A 19,576-nucleotide genomic window follows, 5' to 3' on the forward strand; every position below is an offset into this window, starting at 1 on the left:
ATGTCTGTAAGGGAACGCTTAAAGCGGTTACGGCTGGACATCTTCACTCTCGTAGATGCGGCCTTTCTCCTCGTAGCCTTCCATGAAACGTTTTTTCATGGCATCCGCCATTTTCTGGGCGCAAGGCGTGGGATACTTGCCGGTGATGCAGGCTAAGCAAAGCTCGTTTTCCGTGTGCCCCGAAGCCCGGATTAAGCCATCGAGAGATTGGTAGCATACGCCGTCGGCGCCGATGATTTTGGCGATTTCCGCTGCGTTGTGGCGGCTGCCTACGAGTTGGCCGTAGCTGGACATGTCGATGCCGTAGAAGCATGGACCGATGATACGGGGGAAAGTCACGAAGACATAAACTTTCTTGGCGCCTGCCCTGCGCATCTTTTCGATGATGACTTTGGTTGTGTCGCCTCGGACGATGCTGTCCTCGGTTATGATGACGTTTTTGTCCTTGACTTTGGCGCCTAAAATGTTGATTTTCTTGTCGATGGTCGAGTAACGTTCCATGTTAAGCAGGATAAACGCGCGTTCAGTCACGTAGCGGTGTCGACGCGAGGCACGTTCCCAGCGTAGACCTGACTCTTCATGGACACCCATCGCGGAGTCATCGCCGGTTTCAGGCACCGACATAATGATGTCGCCCTCCGCAACGATATCGGGGTTCTCCCGCACAATGTTACGGCCATATTCCTCGCGGACTTCATAGACGTATTTGCCGTCGAAAATCGAGTCGGGCCTAGCAAAGTAAGCATATTCAAAGGCGCAGAAGGCGGGGCGGGGATTCTTGATGAGTTGGCTGCGTTTAAAGCCGTCTTTGGTGGCTAAAACAAATTCACCGGGGTTTAATTCAAAATCACGCACAAAACTGTTCATATCTAAACTGGCGGTTTCGGAGGAAAACGCGAAGGTTTTGGTTTCAGGGTCATGTCCTGCGCAGAGCGGTTTTATGCCATGGGGGTCTTTGAAGGCGAAAAAGTCTCCTTCGCCAGTGACGCCCGTCACCGAGAAGGCTCCGTCGAGGCTCTCCATCACGTATTTAGCTGCCTCCTTCAAATCTTTTCCCTGCTTGAGGGCTAGGAGCATTTTGTGGCAGACGATGTCGGAGTCGCAGTTGTAGAGGAAATCGGAGAAATTCTCAATGATCTCTTTTTTGAGGGGCATGGTGTTGACGATGTTGCCGTTGAAGGAAAGCGCGAGTTTGATGTTGCCAAAGGAGGCCGTTACAGGCTGGGTGCCCTGGATGATGGATACTTCGTCGCATTTGCCCGAGGTTGTGTATCGGACGTTGCCGATGCCTATGGAGCCTGGCAAGCGCCCAAACCACTCGTTTATGGCGTTGCTTTTCACTTTCGGAACAAGGTCAAGGTTCTTGTAGGAAAAGAACTGCTTGTTGTTGTAGGTGAGGAAGCCATGTGATTGGTGTCCTCGATGGTTCTGTGCCCTTAGTCCCCAGTAAACGTAGGGGAAGACGGGCTGGTTTTCATAGTTTATTGCCCCAAAGATGCCGCAGCCTATGTTTGGTCCCTTCTCGAATTGAGTACGCATGTTAGTAAACGAGGGGGTTTATCAATTTTTAGTACAAATTTAACTAAAAACCACGTATATTTTAACAGCAAACAGTTTGAACCTGGCTTGGGTTCGGGCGGTAACTTTTTCCTAAAGTAGCTAAAGACAAGATACATGGAAAGCCTAGACTACTTGATTCTGGTTGTTCCCTGCTCAATGATCCGCTCAAACAATATCCGCTGCACCATAGGCAACCCAGGAATCCTCAAAGTCAACCCCGCACTCTTCGAAGCATCGGAAAGATCAGGCAAAAACAGAAAAGCCTCCGAATCATCAACGATAGTTAAACTTGATTTCTTCCCTAACACAGCGGTAATCATCTTCTCAAAGGCAGCCGTGACTTCTTCGCCTATATCAGAAAAATCCCCCAAACCCGTCATCCGCCTGAACTCTATATAATCTTCCCTTCTTAAATCGTTATCAACTTGTTGGCCGGGCCTTAACACGCAGATAGCTTTAACCTGAATGTTCTTTTGAATCTGAGATTTCAGAATCGAACAGACCGATAGCATCAACTTCGGAGGATACTGCTCAACGATGATTATGCGTTCCTTGGCGGAGGCGATGGTGAGCGCGAGTTTTCTTCGCACCGCAAACATGCCTCTGACAGTCCACACTAAATCCTCGGCGGTGCTCTTCTCGGTCTGCTGCATCTCCGCCAAAAGCCTAGTTGCGTCGTCGGCTGCTGCCAAGTAAGAGTTTCTCATGCGGTCAACTACTATGCTTGGGGAGATGGCATTGTAGAATACGGGTCTGCCGCTTTGGTACTCCACGGCGCCCATGTCGAGTAGTTGGTCGAGGACTTCGTAGATTTTTGTTCGGGGGACGCCGGAGAGTTTCTGGATGTCGGCGACGCCTGAGGGGCCTAGGGCGGCTAGGGCGGAGTAGACTTTGGCTTGGTAGAGGCTTAGTCCGAGTTTGGTGAGGGCTTGGGTTAGCTGTTCCTGCTGCTCAACAATCATTTTTGTCACTCCAATAGTAACAACAAAATTATAAGAAGAAACCGCTTAATAACAATTGAGGAAAAAACATGACAACACAACCCGCCATCCAAACCCAAAACCTCACAAAAATATACAAAGAAGGCAAAATCAAAGCCGTCGACAACCTCAACCTAAAAATCCAAAAAGGAGAAATCTACGCCCTCATCGGCGGCAACGGCTCGGGCAAAACCACCACCATCAACATGCTAACAGGCTCACTGTACCCCACCACAGGCCAAATCCACGTGCTAGACCTACCAATCCCCAAACAGCGCCGAGCAGCCGCAGCCCAAATCGGCGTCGCCCCCCAAGAATACGCACTCTACAGCGACCTCTCAGTTGAAGAAAACATCTGGTTCTTCGCCCAACTCAACAACATGAAACACACAGAATTCGATAAGCGACTCGACGAGTTGCTGCCCATACTTAAGCTGGACGAACGGCGAAAAACCGTGGTTTCCAACCTCTCCGGCGGCATGAAGCGGCGAACCAGCATCGCCTGTGCTTTGGTGCATCAACCAAAAATCGTGTTTTTCGATGAAGCCACCGTGGGCATCGATCCGGTGCTCCGAGCTTTCTTCTGGGATTATTTCCGTTCGCTGGCAAAAGAGGGCTTAACGATTGTTCTCACCTCGCATGTGATGGATGAGGCAGAGCGCGCGGATAGGATTGGTTTGATGCGGGGCGGCAAACTCATCGAGGAGGGGTCGCCTGCGGAGATCAAACGAGCCTATAAGGCAGGCTCCATCGAGGATGTTTTCATTAAACTCAGCGTGGAGGCGGCTTTAGATGAGTAAGCAGGGCTTCTCTTTTAGCCGTGTGGGAGCTGTGGCGTGGCGGGTTATGAAGCAGATTACCCGGGACCGACGCACTCTGGGGATGATTATTATGATGCCGGCGATAATCATGCTTATCTTTGGGTTTGCTTTGGGCGGCGAAGTTAAAAATGTCCCCGTAGTCGTTGACAACCAAGACGCAGGCTACAGCGTCACTGGCGCCTCAAGTGATGTCTCGGTGTTTTTTGGCGGCAACATCACCCAGGCCCTGCAAAGCGACGATAGGGTTAAAGTTACCCAGTGCAGCTTCGAAGAGGGCAGATGCGGCGTAGACAACGGAACATGCTTTGCAGCCCTTGAAATACCTGCGAATTTCTCTGAGGTTCTCTTTAAAAGAAGTTTAGGAGCCGCGGCAACTCAGCTTGCCAACATACAAGTTGTTATCAACACAACCGCCAACGCCAGCAGCAGTCAACCAGCCCAGATAAGTATTCCTGCAAGCCTCACTGAAGCATTAACTGCAATCGAAGAAGACCAAAACGCCACCCTTATCCTCTACATCGATGGAACCAAGCCCCTCAACCAAGCCAGCGTTTTAGCAGCGGTTCAGAATGCCCTGCAGACATCGTTTGGGGCAACCAGCGTTGAACTAGATAAGGAATATGCGTTTGGCAACCTGGAGTTTTCGGGGCTGGATGTTAGCATTCCCTCGGTTATCGCGTTTGTGCTGACTTTTCTTGTGCTGCTTATCTCACTGATAATCATCACCCGCGAATCCACCTCGGGCGTGCTGGCGCGTCTCTATGCGACGCCACTGTCAGCTATCGAGCGGCTGCTGGGCTACTCCGCGGGTCTTCTGGTGCTCGGCATCGTTATGGCAGGGGTAATCTTAGGCATCGGAGTGGGCGTATTTGGCGCGGCGGTGCAGGGTAACCTCGCACTGCTGTTCTCCGCCATGGTGCTCTATGCATTGGCGCATATTTTCATGGCGGTGTTCCTGTCCAACTTCGCCAAAAACGAGTTGCAAGCCGTCCAGATGGCGCCGCTCATAGCGTTGCCCAGCATGGCCTTAAGCGGCATGCTCATCCCCATAAACGCTTTTCCCGAGTGGGTACAGACCATCAGCAAATTTGTACCCATGTACTATGGCAACCAAATCTTCGAGGGCATCATGCTCAAAGGCTATGGCATCGTGGAGTTAGGCCTTGATTTCGCAGTTATCGGCGGCATCGCGGCGCTGTTCTTTGCGTTGGCGGTTATGACGGTTAAAGATAGAATCCCCAGTTAAGCCTGGAGGGGAACCGATTCAAAAATCCCAAACACGTTGCCTTCAGGGTCCTTGGCTAACGCAAACCAACCCATCTGGGGAATCTCCATTTTTGGAGCAACTATTTGACCTCCCAAGGCAACTACTTTTTTGCTGTACTCATCAACCGATTCCACGTTGATGTAGTTAACGGGTTGCTGCTGGGGCTGCTCTTTTTTGTACATGCCGCCATTTACACCGGGCCTCAGAAGGTTACCTTTCTCATCACTGGGTACGGTTGTGATGCCATAGTACTCCATGATGGGGGTTTTCTCGATTTTCCAATCAAAAAGGCCCGAGTAAAATTTCTTGAGTTTCTCCACATCGTTTGCGGGGATTTCAAAATGTATGACTGTATGATCCACTAAAAATCACCAAACTCTAGAAGAAGGGGAAATTATTAAAGCGTTGCTAAACCTTTGATGCGGCGTCTTTTAGGCGGCTGCACCAGTCAGCGATTTTCTTTTCTGTTTCCTCTTTGCTGTTGAAGGGGTCTTTTAGGGCTAACTCGCCGGCGACTTCTATGTTGGGCAGCATTTCACGGATTTTTTGGCTGGCTTGCTTTGGGTCAGAATCAAACGTGTAGAACAGAGCCACTTTCTTGCCTTCCAAACTGTTCTTGGAAAGGTAGGTGCGCACGGCGGGTGATGGAGCCCAAGCCCAGATAGGTGTACCTAAAACGATAAGGTCATAATCAGCAGGGTTGCATTTTGAGGGGGCAATCTCGGTGAGGCGCTTTTGGGTTGCGTCTTTGCCGCCCATGATCCAGCCTATTTTGCCCTCGCGCTTTTTAAGGTCTACAACCTGCTCTATGTCTGCACCGAGTTCAGCGGCGATGGCTTCGGCGGCAAACTTGGTTTTGCCTGTTCTTGTATAGTAGACAACTAAGGATTTCATGTGTGGTCATAATGGGTTTGTTTGTAGGTGTATAAGAAACTTGCCAATGCGGAAACTGCAGCGGCGCTTACGTCCCGTAATTAGCTTACGCCCCGTAAGTATTTACACCCTGTAAGTAAAAGCATTATCGAAGAACAAAGGACCGCAACATCGGATCCCCAACAAAATAACGCCCCTTGCTCTGCTGAAGCAGCATACCTGCCTGAAGATTCTTAATTATCCTATCCACAGTAACATCATTAACAATCGTATCCTTAGCAAACGATACCGACCTTTTAATTTCCGTCCAACTAGAAGGGACAGAAGCCTGTCTAAGCGCTGCAAGATACGCTGAACGGTCCCGGTTACGTAAGAAATGTTCAAGTTCATCCGCTACGATTTGCGAGGCTTCTTTCACAGTTTCTTCAAGGGCGCGTTCATGTGAAAGACGTTGCACACAAACTTTGTTTCCATATAATGTTAGCCAACCGGGGATACCGTCCAAACGTTCAACCGCATCGTTTATCTTCTTGCTGGAAACCTCCATACTGCATTGTAAGAAACCCTTCCCAAGAAACTTTTTAGATTGCTCCTCCTTGAATGGATTCACTTCAATAATGGCAGGTGAGCGCCCATAGAGGGGTGAAGCGGAGTTGGGCTCTAAAAGTGTTTTCATTAGACCAAACATAGATCCCGTAAAAACGAAGGTCAAGTTGCTGTGGGTGTTAAATAGATTTGCCAAAATTCTTAACAAACGCCCTGAAATGGCTGCGAGTTCCTGTACCTCATCGAGTTCAATTGCATAAGGCTCCTTTTGTCTTCCCAGTGCATCAAGTAAATCCCATGCGGTTCCCATCGGCTTTTTAGAGAGAGTAATACTTATGCCGTTGGAACCGACTGTCGCGCCTTCGAGTGTTATGTTCTTGATTTTGTTTATGATACTTTTTTCTTCGTTGATTGCTCTGGCTAACGCTTTTAGAAAATCGTCTGTTCCCTTCGCACCCCAGAGGTTAACGTATATGACTTTAATGTTTCGACGTGTCAGGGTTGGAGCAGCCGCTTTTAGAAGGCTTGTTTTGCCTACCATTCGGGGTCCTTTGAGGGCAACCCAGCGTTTTGCTTCTATTAACCGAATGAGGTCTGATAGTTCTTGTTCGCGACCGAAGAGTTCTTTGGGTGACTCTTTGGGTTTGAGATCAAACAATGACATTTACTTACGCCCCGTAAGTTACTTACGCCCCGTAAGTTAAAGAGCTTTTCGGAAAAATAACTCTGAACAAAACACAAAAAATGAAAAAGGAAAATGGCTTATGGTTGCCATTTATCGATGATGTACTTGGGGATTTCGCTGCTGTCGCGTGGACCAACCAGCACTTTCCAGCCAGATAGTTCTTCGATTTCGCCGCTGATACGTGAGGCTTTGCCTGGGCTGATGATTTTGCGGTGCTTAACTTTGCCTTCGATGCCGCTTAGCTTGATGGCGTCTGCGATTTTCTCTGCGGTGAGTTTGCGTCCTGCAACGCCGCTGTCGATGGCGCTGCCTTCTGCGTCGACGACGATTAGGTAAGCGTTGGTTTTGCTTGATTCGATGTCTGAGGCGACGGTGTAGTAGGTTAAGGCGAAGTTGCTGGTGAACATGACTGGGCTGTTCTCGTCGGGGGTGCCGAAGACTTTGAGGCCTGGTGCAACTGCGACTGGTTTACGTGGGTCAGTGTAGATGTTTTGGCGTAGTACAGCGATAGGCAGTAGACTCCAACCGTCGTTACCGTGGAGGATGATTGCGTCTGTGTAGCGGACAATCAGCATGGAGGCGATGTAGGATTCGCGCCATTTGATGAGGTCGTCTGCGGTTTCGCCCTTGTTTGCCCAAGCAACCATCGGTATGCCGAGCAAGGGTAGGCCTGCGAGTTCGTCGCCTGCTTTTGTGGCTGCTCGCCGTAGCATGGTAAAGTTGTTTAGTGTATCCTGTAAGCCTTCGCTGGCGAAGGTGCCGGGGTCAAGAACGATGTCTTTTACGCCGTAGCTCTGCAGGGTCTTTGCCAGGGAAGCCAGCGCGTTGAGGTCGTTTGGTGCTGATGCAACTAGGGGTGCATCGTACATGATTGCGAGTTCTGCCATTTCTTTCCAGTTTGCGGTGGTTGCTGCGTAGAGTAGTGGGCGCGCTTTAGGTGCAGCCATGATGCCTGCCTCCATGACCTGTGGGTTTAAGGCGCAGAGGATCATGGGAAGCTTGGTGGTTTCGGAGACTTTCTTGACGCATGCCTTGAATTTGTCTGCGTCCTCGCTTGTGCAGCGGACGGCGATCATGTCGAGTTTAAGGGTGTTGCCGATGTATTCGTAGCTGAAGTTCTCGGTTTTCTGAACCCGAGCGACAACTTCGCTTTCGGGCATTTCGTCGGTTACGTCAATGGCTATGGCCGTTGGGTTCTTGTAGGTGAATTCATGGCGGTACATGACGAGTTTGCCACCGATTTTCTTGGCTTTCTCGCCGACACCGACAGTGACTTCTTTTACCGCTGGCTTAAGCATTTCTTTAAGTGTAGCATACTGCTTTGCAAATTCGGGTTTAAGCAGAGGTTTGCAAGCTTCGAGTTCGACTTCGCGGTTAACAATCTTTGTGGCGAATGCCATGCAGTTGTCTTGGCCGCATTCTTTGCAGTTAGTTTTCGGTAAGTTCTTGTAGATTGCGATTGGGCTAAGTTCTTTTAATCCGCCTTTTTTGGTTTCTGCCATATCAGTCATGTCTCCTTAAGCTTTCACCTTGACCCAGTCGAGGAATTTTGCCGGGTCAGCTTTCTTGTTAGCTGTCAAGTAGTTAGTTACGTCCTTGAGGGTTTTTACGGCTGCGGGATGCATCATCATGAACATGTCGACGCCTGCGGTTAGCAGAGTGAGAGCGGTTGTGACTTCCCAAAGTGGACCTCTGAGTTCACGGGGTTCCCAGTCAGCTGACATCTTCAGCCATGCTTCACGGGCTGCCCACGCGTTGGTTGTTCCAGAGGACATTGGTTGAGCTAACTCTAAGTCGCCCATTAATCCGCCGATGCGTGCGCGTTCCATGTTGGTGAATGCGTAGTCTAAGCCGTAGCCGAGGGCTGCGGTTGTCAAGTCCATAATGATGTCTTCGCGTTTAAGGTAGTCGAAGAGGTGCCTGTTTAGTTCACGTGCAAAGTTAAGGTCCATGGGTGTGAAGGCGAGGACTGCGTGGCCTGCGGGCTTGATGAATTTAACGCATTTTTCTACGTCCATATCGCGTGTAACGGAGCTGATGAGGAAACGTTCACCGGGGAACTGTGCGCATACCTCTTCGAAGAGTGCAGTGTCTTTAACTGGGTCACCGCATCCGCCGATAACGAGGGGCACATCGACTGCCTGCAGAACCTTCTCTATGGTTTTGCATGCGTCTTTGGGTGTTGCGTCCTTTAGCAGGGGGTCAACGCTGATAAGGTGCATTGTAACCATGTCTGCGCCGAACTTTTCAACTGCAAGCTTTGCCCATGCCGCGGGGTCGCCGACGACGTCTTTAACATGCATCTTCACGGCCTTGGACAGGGGAACTTCCATGTCGAAAACGTCTAAGGTGATGATTGGCTTGTGGGGCGTTGGATTCTCAAAGCTGTAGAAGGCAGGAGAAAGTTCTCCGCCTATGGTAAGGGTTTTGCCGCGTGTGCCGCCTTCGCTCTTGGTTGCGCCTAGTTTGACTGTTGCGATTTGGTTGGGGTACTTTTCGACTGGTGGCATGAATGATTGCTGTAGGAGGCTGGTTGGTTTGCCTGCTGCGACGCCGGCTGGGAGCTTGAGTTTTGGCAGGACGGTTGCCGCCATGCCGGGCTCAAAGAGTATCTGCAGCTCCTTAGCTTCAAGCTGGAAGTCCTCCAGCTCGATTTGCTTGAATTTTGCAAGCGCGGCTAGGAGGTCGTCTGTTAGCTGCAGACCCTCAGCGTCTTTCTTTTTGTCTGTGTCGTGGTGAGTCGTTTTATGTCACCAGGTCTATGCTTTCTTTTCGTCCTTGACGGTTTGGATGATGACTTTGTTGGCGTAGATCTTGGCGTCTTTGAGGATGATTTTGAATCCGCCGGCCATAATTGGCAGGGATCCAGCTGTGGCAACTGGCATCATGGTGCCTGCTGCTTCCTCATTAACGGTGACCGCTGCTGTTTCTTCTGCTGCTGGGGCTTCTGTTTCCCATCTTGCAACGACCGGGTGGTTCTTTGCCTTCAGGAACGCCTTGAGTTCGTCAACGTTCTTTGCATCCTCTTCGGTGGCGATTTTGTCGACGACGTCTGCTGGGATGAAGTCTTTGACTTTCTCTTTGACTTCTTTAGGTACCCAAACGATTCGGTTCCAGCCACCGTCTGCTGCGAAGAATTTGCTGCTTCGCATGTATTCGATGGACATGCCGTGGAAGCCGTCGATTTGTCTGCCGCCTGCCGCGGAGTCTGCGATGGTGCTGAAGGGTAAGCCGTTCACGGTTGCGCCCTTGAAGTTGCGTTGCACGACTGCTAAGCCGTCGACTTCTGGAACATAGAAAGTTACTGCTTCGAAGCATCCGCAGCTTGTGTGTGGATGATCAAAGGCTGTATAGAGCCAGACTTTGCTGACTTCGCCCATGCTGCGTTTCTTTGCTGCTTCGTTGACGCCGCTGAATTCACCTTTTTCTTCGTTGAGCATTTCGCCTCTTGGAATCGCGAAGACTGGGCCCTTGGGGTCGATGCTTGCGGAGGCTTTACCGTCGAACCAGCTGATGGCGCCGCAGTTGCTGTATCTTTGGGGTGTGATGACGCAGACGTGGCTTGGCGCGAATGATTGGCACAAAGCGCAGCCGTAGAATTCAGAGACTTCGGAGTCTTTGAGTCCACGGGCTTTGGAGTCGCGTGCCTCGTAGGCTTGGATTGCTGCAGGGGTCATTTCGTCTAGTTTAGCGGGGTCTGTGATGAAGGTAACCTGTAGTTTCTCGACGATTGGCAATTCGCTCTTGAATAGGCGATAGATAACTTTGCCGATTGGCTCAAAGCTGTTGAGGCCTTTCTGGAAGGATTTCTTGCCGATGCGTATCCAGATATCATAGCGCTGGTTTAGGTGCATGAAGCCCTCGATGTAGTTGAGGTAACCGTGAATGCGCCTTTCAAGGACACCTTCAAGGCCTGCATCGAGTTTCTCGCCTGCCGCTTCGATAAGGATACCGAAGGGGAAAGCGCCGCCTTCCTTTAGGTCTTTTAAGTCTGGACCGATGATGGTAATTTTGCCATCTTCGATCTCGTTCATGGGTTTTACTTTTGCCAGTTCAAACTTTTGTTTGACTGTTGGTCCGCCGAGTTCGACTTGCATGTCGTTTCTTCGGATACGTTCGCCTTCGTAGATTACGCCGACTTCTACAGGGATATCTTTAAACATTGACATTTCTAATTTCCTCCATCACTAAATTTTGAGGTCATTACTTTGAGGTTTACAGCCCACTCTTCAAGGGTTGCATTGGGGAAAGACCAGCTTGCATGCACATGATACATGTTGTCAAGAGTCATGGTTTTGAGGTCCGGTGCAAAGTGTTTGAGACCCGCCAAGATGAGTGCTTCCATGTAGTAGGGCATACCTACGTACATGACTAGGTCTGGGTGGCCTTTACCGTCCAGTCCCATCCAAGTTGGGTCACCGACGCGTTGGCTGATTTCCATTGCGTTCCAGAATGCCGCGGGTGTGTAGCCGCGTTTGATGAATTCGCCGACCATGTGAGCGGTGGCGACGACTGGAACTTTGCTTGCTTTTGCGAGGTCGATGATGTATTCGATTGCTTGTTTGCCTTCCATCCAACGTTCAGTGACGTTGCTGCCCACAATTAGGAGGGGGCGTTGGGCTCTTTTGATCATTGCTACGGCTATCTCGGGTTTTTGGATTGGGTTTGCTTTTTTAGTTGCTGCGATTTCTGCACATTGCCATGGTTCACAGGACATAGTATTCTCCTCCATTTACTCCTTCATTTTCCGAACCATTCTTGGAAGCAGGGTTGGGTCCGGAATTGCTGATTCTTTCCAGTTATTGGCTTCAAGAAGCTTGGTGATTTCGTCCTTCATTGTGATTGGTACATCAGCCAATGTTCTGACGTAGAGGTGGACATCGTTGGGCATTACTCCCAGGTAGCGTTTGTGTAAGTCGATGTAGTGGCTGAGTTTGCCTGAGCGTCCCTTCCATGTATCGTTTGGTCTGAAGCAGAGCTTTGCGATTTGAACGATGCATTCCTCTTTGGTTTCTGCGACGTTGAAGAGGTGTTCTGGTGCTGGACCAACGTTAACTGTTTCGCCTGTGCGTGCATCGAGGACATTCCAGTTTTCTGGGTCTTCTTTTCTGCCCAGGAGCATACGTCTGTATTTGCTGCCGTGCGGGCCGACGACCACTGGGACACCTAAGCGCCAGAAGCCTGCGCCGATTGATGCGGCTTTCTGTGAGTATGCACCCCAAGCTAAGCCGACTGCACCTAGACGGTTGTGGATATAGTCTGCGATTTCCTCGTAGTTGCCTCTTAAGCTGCGTTTTGCGAAGATATTTGCTACTTTGATGGCTGCACCTGCGATGTGCGCGTTTGAGACACATGAACCGACGTTTAGAACTCCTCCTGCTTCGAATCCACCTGGGAATTCTTCATAGAGGGTCTTGCCGTCGCTGTTGCGGTAGCTGCCTGCTGACATTGCACTGCATCCCGATAGTGCAACGATGTATCGTCTGCTTGCGAATTCTCTGGCTATGTCGTATACGTCTTTGCCGCCTTTTGGATAGTTGCTGCAACCAACGATGGCAATGATACCTGGAATTTCTCCGAGAACTATTGGGCCACCGACGCTGCGTATTTCGACATCTGAAACTGCACCTCTACCACTGCGGCATAGGTTGTCTTCGCATTCCATTGATTTTTGGCCTGCTTTAACGATGAGACTGTGTATGGCGATTTTCTGCGGGCACGCTTGTTCGCATCTGACACATCCGATACATACTTCGTAGAGGTCGGTCAGTAGGGAGATGTCGCCTGCTGCGGCTGCTTTCATCGCTGCGGGGATTGCGTAGTCTTGTGGACAGTTGCGCTGGCAAGCTTTGCATTGTGTGCAAGTCTTTGCGATTGCTACAAGTTCCTCTGGTGTTGGAAGAACGTTCTTGCGTTTGCGGATTGGAGCCATCTTTTGTGCAACACGAACTGCGACTTCGCCGACTTTTTCCGGGTCAAGTAGCAGCACACCCTTTACTTTTCCGCTAACAAGGTCTTCAACGATTGCGTCTGGCTCGTCATTTGTGCGGTTTTTGAAGCCGACACAGTTCTTTTCAGAAGCTGCAATGACGGGTGTGTTAACTTTTGCTGCTTCATCAGCAACATCTGTTCTGATACATTGTTCATCGAGCACAACTACATCTGCCAATCCTGCACGAATAAACCGGAGTTCCCAGCTGATTGGGCCGACTACTCTGGCGCGTGTATAATATCGGGTCATGTCGTGTGCTGTGCAGCATAAACCGACTACTTCGATTTGATCGTCAACTTTCTTCTCTTTAGCAAAGTCAATAATTCCAACTGACGGAACAACGTTGTGGCCAATGCACATGACTACGGGTTTGGTTCTGTCGACGCTGGCTATACCCAACTTTACTAATGGGGCTTCAGGGTCAGCTTTTGGGAAACCGAAGACGGAAATTTGTGCAATGTCGCCAACCTCCATACCGACGTGGTCAACCATGCCTGCATGGAAAGCTTTGGATTCGAAGTCTAGATTGTTGGCTTCTTGGCCTGTGTGCGCGGTTGCTAGAATTTGGGTAAGTTGTTCTTCGGTGTAAGTTAATATGTCATCTAAGTCACCGAGTGTTTCAGGTTTGATACCTGTGACGAGGCGACTGACTGGCGCCTCAACTTTTACGTTCAATCCTCCGACATCTAATGGGTATCGGCGGCCGTATTTTTCAATTAAGTGGTGAACAAGGTGCCTTGAATGCGCGGTGTGACATGCCGAACCGATAGCACAAGCAATCATGACGATACGGGATGATTGGGCTGCGATGTCTAAGCCGCATGCGCCGCGTTTGCCAGCGGTCAAGTCGCATTTGCCGAAAGTGCAAAGGCAGCATGAGTCGCAGTCGGGCATATAGAAGGGCTTGTACTTGGTTAGAAGCTTCATGTCCCAATCGCGCATGGCGGTTATGGAGGGCATCGGAGTTGGGCCCATCGGCTCGTTATAGTTGTCGTTGATAACTTTACCGATGGATATATCAAGATTTTTAATGAGACCGGCGTTGGTCTTCATCTCGTCTATTTTAACATGGACGTTTTTAGCAGTCAAATTCGAAACCTCAGTAAAGGTTTACAACCCTACTTCCTTACAATCTTTTTAAACCTTTCCAGATTCTTTATGCGAAAGTCAGGTTACACCCATCGAAAAGCAAAAGAATGAAAAAAGTTAAGTAAAAAAAACTGCGCTCAGAGGTAGCCTAAGCCGTCGAGGATTTTCTGCACTGAAAGGTAGGCTTTGTTGTCGTTGGGGAGCTCAAGCAGCGACTTCCCGTTTAAAACGTAATCGTCTAGCTGCTCGTCAGCCTCGATTTTGCCCAGGTACTTGAATTTCAGTTCCTCCTGCGCTGATGCACCTAGTTCAGCGGGGAATCGGTAGCCTCCGACGAGGTAGAAGTTGTTGAATTTCATTTCAACTTCTTTGGCGATTTTGTATGCGCGGCGTACGTGGTCCTGAGATTTTTTGGAGTGGTCAAGGATGTCGAAGATGTCATTCACGTTGGAGGTTATGCGCCTGTTAAGGTTTTCTAGCCCTGCGGGGGAATCGACCAGTATGTACTTGTAGTTTTTTGTTAAAGATTCCAAGGCGCCCTTCAAAGCGGAGTTAGGCATGCAGTAGCAGCCCTCAATCCACTTGGTGCCCACCGACATGAAATCGAAGTGGGCGCTTTCGTAGAGGCCCTGCTCCCAGATGCGGCTTTCAATGCGCTCGGTGGGGGGAACACCCACTGTGGTGCCGCCCTTAACGATGAAGGTATTCACCAAAAGCTCAGCTATGGTGCTTTTTCCGGCTTCCCGCATGTCAACGCCCAGCATCTCAGCTAGGTTCTGGTCGGGGTCAGCGTCCACCAGAAGCAGCGGAGAATGATTTTTTTCGATGAAGCATTTAGCCATAAGGGCGGTGAAGCTGGATTTGCCTGTTCCGCCGCGGCCAATCGTTACCAGAGTAGTCAAGTCAGGTCGCCTCTTTTTTCTGCGAGGTTTTCTTTAGCAGAAGCTCGCATATATTGTCTATGGTCTTAACTGCCTCGATTTCCTTGTTCTTAAGCGGGGTTACGCCCAGCATGTCGGATTCAATGACTTTCTGGTCCCAAGGCACATACGCCAGCACCGGGATGCCGTTTTGATCCGCGAAGGCTTGCACAGCCTGCTTTTGTTGTTCATTCATCATGCGGTTACCGACAAGGTAGAGGTTATTCATGCCTGCAGCGGCTGCCATATCATAGATGTGTTTGGCGATCTCCAGTGATTTAAGGTTCGAATCCGCCACAATCAAAAGCGCATCCACCTGCCGCGCCGTGCCTCTGCCGATGTGCTCCACACCCGCCTCCAAATCCAAAACCACCGCCTCATTGGTTTCCACCACCAGATACCGCAGCAACGCACGGATGACGGCGGTTGGCGCACACATGCAGCCTGCCCCCATGGTGTGGACGGTGCCCATGACGATGAGGTTGGCGCCCAGCGGCGTAGGCTTAGCGTACTGTTTAACGATGTCGTCTACGGTGAAGTTTAGGTTGTAGACGCCGCTGTAGCCTGTGCTGGTTTTGGACTCCACCAGTTCCTTGTTGTCGGATATAGGCACGATTTTACGGGTTTCCTCAGCTGACAAACCTAAAGTTAAACCCAGATTCGGCGAGGAATCCGCGTCTATCGCGATTGTTTTAAGGTTACGCGAGGCAAACCCGCTGGCTAATCCGCCTGCAATAAGGGTTTTGCCGACGCCTCCTTTACCTGCAACTGCAACTTTCATAAATACCACAAGAAGACTTGTATGCAAAACTAATTTTCAGCTTGCTTAATTTACGTTACCCCTCAAAAACCTCATTTGCAAGCAGCAGATATAAAGTTCGAGTTTTTCTTTAGTTGTTGTTGCCGCTGACCCCTCTTTACACAACAACGACCTATGGTTTGTGCAGAACAATGCAACCGGGCAACAGGCACCAAAGCATATTGCAGGCTGGTTGTGGCGGCTTCCACAAGCAGAACAGCCTAAACTACGTTTCTCGGGGGCACCTTGCAAAATAGAGCCTCAAGGGGCTAGGGGAAAACCGCTAAAAACCCCACATGCACCCAAAAAACCATTCATTTCGCTACCTCTAAAGATTTTTGCACCGAACCTCAATGGGCGCCTATAGTTAGTTGCCGCCTAATTTGATGGGCTTCTCTAGCTTGCTCAGCAGTACCACGCGGCTCTCATGCGCCTCATTTAGAATTCTATAGCCGGTTGCGTTTGCCAGTTGCTCGGCAAAAGCCCTGACTTCATGATGCATGGGCATATGCTCAAAGCCCAGCCGCAAACCCGAAAAACCGATATGCATGTAGGCTTTAGCTTCGATGTAGGTGGGCTGGGCTTTCTCTATCAGCTTTGCATAGCCTTCAATCGCGGTCATATTGTGGTCTTTAACCATGGTCATGCGCACCGCGGTGGGGCAGCGGAAACTCGGCAGCATCTCGAGGGTTTCGTTTAGTTTTTCCCATGCTTTGGGGAACTGAGGGCGGCAGACTTTGCTGAAGACTTCTGAGTTTGGGGCGCACATGGAAACGTAGAGTTGGCTGGGTTCCGCGCTGAGTTTGCTGAGTTTGCCGGGTAGGTTGCCGTTGGTGACTAGAAAAACCGAGGCGCCCCTCTTACGGAACAACCCAATCAAGTCGCCCAAGGGCTCATAGAGGGTGGGTTCGCCGGTTAAGCTGATGGCAACCTGGTTGGGCCGCATGGCTTCCTGGAATTTGCGCCAATCCGTCTTCTCGTTGCCCTTATAGCCGGATATGATGCGTTGCTGCGCATGATAGCAGCCCTCCACAATCTCCTCGGGGCTGTCCTTGTTGGGGTTATGCATCTCATCCCATTGCTCACCCATATCACCGCTCTGTGCCCGCCAACAGAACAGGCACTGCTGCGTACAGTAGTAAAGCGAGGGCGTCATCTGGATACATCGGTGGCTTTGGATGCCGTAGAATTTCTGTTTATAGCAGGGACGATTGTTAACGATGGATTCGTAGAGCCACTTGCACCGCTTCACCGCCGAGTGCGCACCGATAAGGTGGTACTTCTGTTTTTTCAGGGATTCCACAAGCGGAGATGCGGGGGCTTGAGTCAAATATGGCACCAGATTGTTAACAAAAACAAACAGGCATTTAAAAAGTCCCCTGTAAACCCCAGTTTTTCAGGGCAGAAATAACCTGCTCAAATTCTAATCCGCCGCTTCTTTGCCAGCTTTAAGTAAACCTTTAAAGTGCTCCCGCAGTTACTTTGAAACGATGATTAGCTGCCTAACTGGGAGAGCCGTGGTTTGAGGAACAAGAAAATTGCCGCAGTCACCATCCTTTTGCTTGTATCATTCGCCATGCTGCTTACCCCAGAGGCTGCGGTGAGCGCAAGCAGCAGCGTGAAGATTTTGGAGCTAACCCCCTCCAACGCAAGGGGATCCTACGGAACAAGCGTTAACTTGGGCGGAACCATCGCCACCGAAAACGGCTCCTACCGAGTTGTGCTGGGCAAAACCGTGGTGGCAACCGGGGTATCCGACGGCAACTACGTCAACGCCAACTTCACGGTGCCTGAGCTCCCAAGCAACCTCTATCCCCTCATACTGCAGGATGTAGCCGCCAACGTTAACTCAACCCAGCAGTTCAGCGTCACCATCGGCTATAGCGTAAGTGCCTCGCCTACAACCGTGCAGGAGGGAAGCAAAGTTACGTTGGAGGTGGCGGTAACGGGCACTGAACTCGGCGTTTCCTACGCCGCAACCGTGGCAGTGTCGCTTCCAAGCGCCGCCGGCGGCAGCTACTCAAAAACGGTGTCGCTAAGCGGACCCAACCAGAGGGGAACCTCAAGCGCCCAAGTTAGCTTTCCAGACAGCGGCTTCTCAGAGGGCGCCAACATGGATTACACGGGAGCCTACACGGCGACCTTTAACCAGTCACTGGCGCAGACCCAGTTTGCAGTAGGCGTCCTCGACCAGACCGTTTATCATCGCGGAGACACCGCCTCGATTAAGGCAACGGGTTACCAGCCTAACCAGGAAGCAACAGTCACCATAACCACTAGGGCAGGCGAAACCGTGGATTCAAAAACAGCTACAGCCTCAGCTGAAGGCGTCATCTCGTTGAACTGGATTATTCCATCCAACATCCCCATCGGAACCAACAATATCAAAATCACCCCGACGGGCACCCAGAAGGCAATCGTGGACCATCAGGCCTTCACCGTCGCAGGGTACACCGTGAAGGTGCAGACCACAAACCTTGCAGGCGACTCTGTCCCAGACATATTGGTTAAGGCAAAAGATACTTCAAGCCTGCTGGAAACCAACTCGACCAGCGACGAAGAAGGCTCAGCCTCATTCAAGCTGGAGAAGGGCATACAGGCGCTGACAGCTTACCTTGAAGACGTGAAGGTGGCGGAGGCAAACATAACGGTAACTGGAGACGGCAACTTCACCCTCACTTGCCAGCTTACCAACATAGAAATCCTGGTTCAGAACGTGGACGGCGCAGAAATGTCCTACGTGAACTTAGCGATCAGCTTTAACTACCAAAGCAGCAGCGGCGGAGTCAGAAAGGGCAGTTCATCAGGCATAACTGATCCCTCTGGGAGATTCAGGATGAAGTCGGCTTTGGCAGGCGCCACCTACACCATCGACGCCTCCATCTATAACCAAGTATTCAACGAGGGCAACAACACCGCTAACAACCTGCCCAGCAAAGCAATCTCCCAAATCCTCATCGTCTGCCCCAACCAAAACGTAACCATCAACGTAAAGGGATTCAACCAAGAAGCAATCCCCAATGCCCGCATAGAACTGGTGGAGCTTTCAAACGGGCTCTTCTACTCCGCGACAACAGACGGCAACGGGTCAGTGACGACGCAGCCTACACTGGGGGTTTACCGGCTACGAATCTTCAAAGACAACACACTCCTAAACGAGTCCAGCGTGCCAATCTTCAGTGACCGCCAAGACGACATACGCTGCACCCTCTACGGCATTCAGCTTTTTGTCTCGGTGGTGGATCTCTTCGGCGCCCCCATCCCCAACATGCAGGTGACGCTTAAAGGCCCAGAGAAGGTTTCCGCCATTACACCCAGCGACGGCAAAGTCTCCTTCAACAACATCATGGGAGGCAACATGTTAATCACTGCGCAATCCGCCGACGTAGAAGATGCTTCGCAGGCGGTAACCGTAACCGTTAATGAACCCACGGTTGTACAGATAAAAATCGACCGATATGTGTCGGTAGGCGGCACCCTGATTCAGGCAAGCACACTGATAACTATGATCATAATTTTAGTTGCCGCTGCCCTGTTTATGCTAGTTGAGGTTTATCGGCGCCAAAGAAGAAAACCAACATCGTGAAGCGCAAATTGATTTCTTGCCCTGAATAGAACAAAGTTTATATGGCTTCCAAGGAACATAGAGAAAACCAAGGCACTACAAACAGCGAACGATTTTGACAACATGAGGTGTTACCTGTTGGCTCAAACAAAACCTTGTTCTCCAACATGCTATTCCTTTAAATGCGGCAAAAACGCGGCTTTTTTCCGGCGAGACGCAGTCTGGTGTAGAGATGCAGATGAACCATGCAGCGTCGCAAAATGCACATATGCAATGTGTATGAAGCGGCGGATGCTGCCGGGGGCAATCTGCGGCGAAACCGTCAAGCGAAAAACCGTTGAAAAAGACCTTGACGAAGACTTCTACCAAGAAGACAGCTCCGTGAAGCTTAAGGGAAAAGCATTGCGCAAGTACGATGAAGACCTCTACTAAGGAAACCCGGAAAAAGTTTGTGCTCGTGCAATGCACGAGTTTTTCTC

At 50.4% G+C, this 19,576-nt stretch carries 17 protein-coding genes; 4 read left to right on the plus strand and 13 right to left on the minus strand.

Features of this window, described 5'->3' with window-relative positions:
• Window positions 1–27: 27 nt before the first annotated feature.
• Window positions 28–1,539 (minus strand): amidophosphoribosyltransferase, encoded by a 1,512-nt coding sequence (locus tag NWE93_07980; GenBank protein ID MCW4000163.1) that lies wholly within the window; start codon window positions 1,537–1,539, stop codon window positions 28–30.
• Window positions 1,540–1,688: 149 nt separating this feature from the next.
• Window positions 1,689–2,522: a hypothetical protein gene (locus NWE93_07985; GenBank protein MCW4000164.1), complete on the minus strand. Its 834-nt coding sequence runs from the start codon at window positions 2,520–2,522 to the stop codon at window positions 1,689–1,691.
• A gap of 68 nt (window positions 2,523–2,590) precedes the next feature.
• Here NWE93_07985 and NWE93_07990 point away from each other — a divergent pair, with 68 nt between their 5' ends.
• The gene (locus tag NWE93_07990; protein MCW4000165.1) at window positions 2,591–3,340 is read left to right on the plus strand and encodes an ABC transporter ATP-binding protein; all 750 of its coding nucleotides are present in this window, start codon (window positions 2,591–2,593) and stop codon (window positions 3,338–3,340) included.
• Complete coding sequence (locus NWE93_07995) at window positions 3,333–4,607, plus strand: ABC transporter permease (protein ID MCW4000166.1); 1,275 nt, start codon at window positions 3,333–3,335, stop codon at window positions 4,605–4,607. Before NWE93_07990 ends, NWE93_07995 begins: the two co-directional genes overlap by 8 nt.
• On the opposite strand, the gene NWE93_08000 is transcribed toward NWE93_07995, so the two are convergent.
• The 11 genes from NWE93_08000 to twy1 all read right to left on the minus strand — a co-directional run bounded on the left by NWE93_08000 (window position 4,604) and on the right by twy1 (window position 16,862).
• Window positions 4,604–4,990 (minus strand): VOC family protein, encoded by a 387-nt coding sequence (locus NWE93_08000; protein MCW4000167.1) that lies wholly within the window; start codon window positions 4,988–4,990, stop codon window positions 4,604–4,606. The genes NWE93_07995 and NWE93_08000 overlap by 4 nt on opposite strands.
• 46 nt (window positions 4,991–5,036) lie before the next feature.
• Window positions 5,037–5,522: a hypothetical protein gene (locus NWE93_08005; protein MCW4000168.1), complete on the minus strand. Its 486-nt coding sequence runs from the start codon at window positions 5,520–5,522 to the stop codon at window positions 5,037–5,039.
• Between the two features lie 124 nt (window positions 5,523–5,646).
• Window positions 5,647–6,711: an ATP-binding protein gene (locus NWE93_08010; protein MCW4000169.1), complete on the minus strand. Its 1,065-nt coding sequence runs from the start codon at window positions 6,709–6,711 to the stop codon at window positions 5,647–5,649.
• Window positions 6,712–6,809: 98 nt separating this feature from the next.
• Window positions 6,810–8,234, minus strand: coding sequence for an acetyl-CoA decarbonylase/synthase complex subunit gamma (gene acsC / locus NWE93_08015; protein MCW4000170.1), 1,425 nt, complete (start codon window positions 8,232–8,234; stop codon window positions 6,810–6,812).
• Between the two features lie 15 nt (window positions 8,235–8,249).
• Complete coding sequence (gene cdhD, locus NWE93_08020; GenBank protein MCW4000171.1) at window positions 8,250–9,434, minus strand: CO dehydrogenase/acetyl-CoA synthase subunit delta; 1,185 nt, start codon at window positions 9,432–9,434, stop codon at window positions 8,250–8,252.
• A 57-nt stretch (window positions 9,435–9,491) separates the two neighbouring features.
• Window positions 9,492–10,895 carry a CO dehydrogenase/CO-methylating acetyl-CoA synthase complex subunit beta gene (gene cdhC, locus NWE93_08025; protein MCW4000172.1) on the minus strand — a complete coding sequence of 468 codons (1,404 nt, stop codon included), beginning with the start codon at window positions 10,893–10,895 and terminating at the stop codon, window positions 9,492–9,494.
• 8 nt (window positions 10,896–10,903) lie between these two features.
• Entirely contained in the window at window positions 10,904–11,449 is a 546-nt protein-coding gene (cdhB, locus tag NWE93_08030; protein ID MCW4000173.1) for a CO dehydrogenase/acetyl-CoA synthase complex subunit epsilon, read from the minus strand.
• 15 nt (window positions 11,450–11,464) lie between these two features.
• On the minus strand, window positions 11,465–13,813 hold the full coding sequence (gene cdhA / locus NWE93_08035; protein ID MCW4000174.1) for a CO dehydrogenase/acetyl-CoA synthase complex subunit alpha: 2,349 nt from the start codon (window positions 13,811–13,813) through the stop codon (window positions 11,465–11,467).
• 137 nt (window positions 13,814–13,950) lie between these two features.
• The gene (locus NWE93_08040; protein ID MCW4000175.1) at window positions 13,951–14,715 is read right to left on the minus strand and encodes an AAA family ATPase; all 765 of its coding nucleotides are present in this window, start codon (window positions 14,713–14,715) and stop codon (window positions 13,951–13,953) included.
• Window position 14,716: 1 nt separating this feature from the next.
• Window positions 14,717–15,514 carry an AAA family ATPase gene (locus tag NWE93_08045; protein MCW4000176.1) on the minus strand — a complete coding sequence of 266 codons (798 nt, stop codon included), beginning with the start codon at window positions 15,512–15,514 and terminating at the stop codon, window positions 14,717–14,719.
• A gap of 385 nt (window positions 15,515–15,899) precedes the next feature.
• Window positions 15,900–16,862, minus strand: a complete 963-nt coding sequence (twy1, locus tag NWE93_08050; protein MCW4000177.1) for a 4-demethylwyosine synthase TYW1 — start codon at window positions 16,860–16,862, stop codon at window positions 15,900–15,902.
• A gap of 192 nt (window positions 16,863–17,054) precedes the next feature.
• Between twy1 and NWE93_08055 the strand changes: the two genes are divergently transcribed.
• Both NWE93_08055 and NWE93_08060 read left to right on the plus strand, forming a co-directional pair.
• Window positions 17,055–19,118, plus strand: a complete 2,064-nt coding sequence (locus NWE93_08055) for a carboxypeptidase-like regulatory domain-containing protein (protein ID MCW4000178.1) — start codon at window positions 17,055–17,057, stop codon at window positions 19,116–19,118.
• A 117-nt stretch (window positions 19,119–19,235) separates the two neighbouring features.
• Window positions 19,236–19,529 (plus strand): hypothetical protein, encoded by a 294-nt coding sequence (locus tag NWE93_08060; GenBank protein ID MCW4000179.1) that lies wholly within the window; start codon window positions 19,236–19,238, stop codon window positions 19,527–19,529.
• The last annotated feature ends 47 nt before the right edge of the window (window positions 19,530–19,576 follow it).

This window comes from Candidatus Bathyarchaeota archaeon (assembly GCA_026014735.1).
Taxonomy (GTDB): domain Archaea; phylum Thermoproteota; class Bathyarchaeia; order Bathyarchaeales; family Bathycorpusculaceae; genus Bathycorpusculum.